At 45.2% G+C, this 2,088-nt stretch carries 3 protein-coding genes; all 3 read left to right on the forward strand.

Features of this window, described 5'->3' with window-relative positions; translation table 11 throughout:
• Window positions 1-240 precede the first annotated feature (240 nt).
• Entirely contained in the window at window positions 241-855 is a 615-nt protein-coding gene (locus WCK19_RS18445; protein WP_342398875.1) for a hypothetical protein, read from the forward strand.
• Between the two features lie 286 nt (window positions 856-1,141).
• Entirely contained in the window at window positions 1,142-1,387 is a 246-nt protein-coding gene (locus WCK19_RS18450; RefSeq protein WP_342398876.1) for a hypothetical protein, read from the forward strand.
• A gap of 245 nt (window positions 1,388-1,632) precedes the next feature.
• Window positions 1,633-1,878 carry a helix-turn-helix domain-containing protein gene (locus tag WCK19_RS18455; protein WP_342398877.1) on the forward strand — a complete coding sequence of 82 codons (246 nt, stop codon included), beginning with the start codon at window positions 1,633-1,635 and terminating at the stop codon, window positions 1,876-1,878.
• Window positions 1,879-2,088 lie beyond the last annotated feature (210 nt).

Raw genomic sequence — 2,088 nt, forward strand, 5'->3', positions numbered from 1 at the left:
AGCGTCGCGGCATAGCGTCGCGTTGTTGTCGAGCGTCGTTTCTCTGGTTGAGCGTCGCGGCATAGCGTCGCGTTGTTGTCGAGCGTCGTTTCTCTGGTTGAGCGTTGCGGCGGCGGTGGTTAGCGTCGCGTCATAGCGTTGCGGCGGCGTCGGAGCCTTTTATAATGCACCAAATTTGATAGATGGAGATAACTATCATGGGTAACTAGTATTTGTGTTCTAGGAAGTAAGAGGTTTTTTGTGAATAATCGAAAAATAAAACGTGAAAAAAAAGGCTGTGAAAAAGAAGGCTGTGAAAATTGGGCAATGCACGATTCCACCTTTTGCCGAGTACATCATCCAGACTTGCCTCCAAGCCATCATAACATAAAATGTGCTTGTGCCAAAGAAGGTTGTAAAAGTGGCGCAATGCACGATTCCACCTTCTGCCGCGTCCACAACCCTAACCTACCTCCCACCAACCCTCAAACCGGTGATAATGGTAAAGAGCGTTGGTTTCAGCCCGGTAACGAGATAGGAAAGCACTTTCAGCCCGGCAACAAAATCGGCTTCCAACCTCACCATCAACTAGCTCGAAAACATGGTTTTTACGCCAAATTTATGACCGAGGAAGAAGAAAATTTCGTACGAGAAGAACTGGAGCAACCGCAAGAGATCGGCTTTAATGAGATTATTGTCCTAGCCAAGTTAGGTGTCTCCCGCGCTCTCAAATCCAACGAAACAGAGCCCCTCCGCCAGATGGTGATAGTATTGACTAAAATCAAGGAACTCCAAATCAAGGCCAGCCAAAACGAAGGCAACGATTTAATAGCCGCTCTTGACAAAGCTTTGATTGACGCAGGCTTAGGCGGATAAATTCCTTCAGACCAAGCATTTTAAAAGGCTCTGGGAACAAGCTAAATCTGTTCCAGAGCCTTGTTTGTTACTGCCTAGGAGGAATAGAGCTGCAAAATAAAAATCTGTATGAGTAGAATAGTTCTCATACAGATTTAGCAAAGGTAATAAGCAAGCAAAAGATAGATAAAGATTACTAAACCATGTTGGGTGTTGCCTCAAATACCGCATCGTGATAACATGAAACCAGTAGTATTCCGATCAAAGGCCAGTCTAGGATGAAACTTGCAGGCAGACACAGAGAATAATGTCAAAAGAAACTAACCCAACAAATCCAATAGACTTTTTACCTATCGGTGAACTTATTTCTCTTGCTGAAGCTGCCGAAAGGTCTGGATTTAGTATAGAGCTTTTAAGAGCGGTGGCAAAGAAAGGTCGCTTAAAAGCAAAAAAAGTGGGTCGTAATTGGTTCACTACAATGGAATTTGTAGGAGAATATAAAGACAGTCGGAGCTTCAAAAACATCCCCAAGAAATATAGAGATCGCACTTGACAGTATAAGCATATAGGTATACTATGTACATGTAATCATGGTAATTGAATAGTGGCATTGCGGTACGCAGATGAATCTAACATCGCGCACCGCTAACCCCATCTTCCAACCCTACCTCAATCCCCGTAGGATATGGCTCCGCCCATTGATCTTCCCCTACCCCCCAATTGCCCAAAATACCACCTTATGATAACATACCCCCAGCACCAACAAAAGGCCAAACCCATTCATACACTAGGATCACCATGACACCCGAAGACCACCAACCACCAACCACACCCCCCATAGACCCCCTCACCATCGGCGAGCTTATTACCCTTCCTGAAGCCGCCGAGCTTTCCGGTCTTGACTATGCCATTCTTAGAAACATCGCCCGAAAAGGACGGCTCCGCGCCAAAAAATACGGCCGCTTTTGGCTCACCACCTTGGCCTCCGTTGAAGAATACAAAAATTCCCGCCATCGCGGATCACGCACCGACCTCGGCAAATAACCTATTCAACTTCAACCAATTTTAAAAGAGACCGAATAACCGCTTGACTAACTTGGAAGTTTGGTATATAGTTAAGCTGAAGATAAAAGAGTAGCAGGTACGCCAGTGTCTTAGCCACTGACGTGCCAAAAAACCATTACCGTGACTTAGGTAAAGTTCAAGTATAGTTTAACATACTTGAGCAACTTTCCTACGCTCTGAAATGGGAAG

Origin of the sequence: Candidatus Chlorohelix sp., assembly GCF_037138995.1 — a bacterium.
GTDB lineage: Bacteria > Chloroflexota > Chloroflexia > Chloroheliales > Chloroheliaceae > Chlorohelix.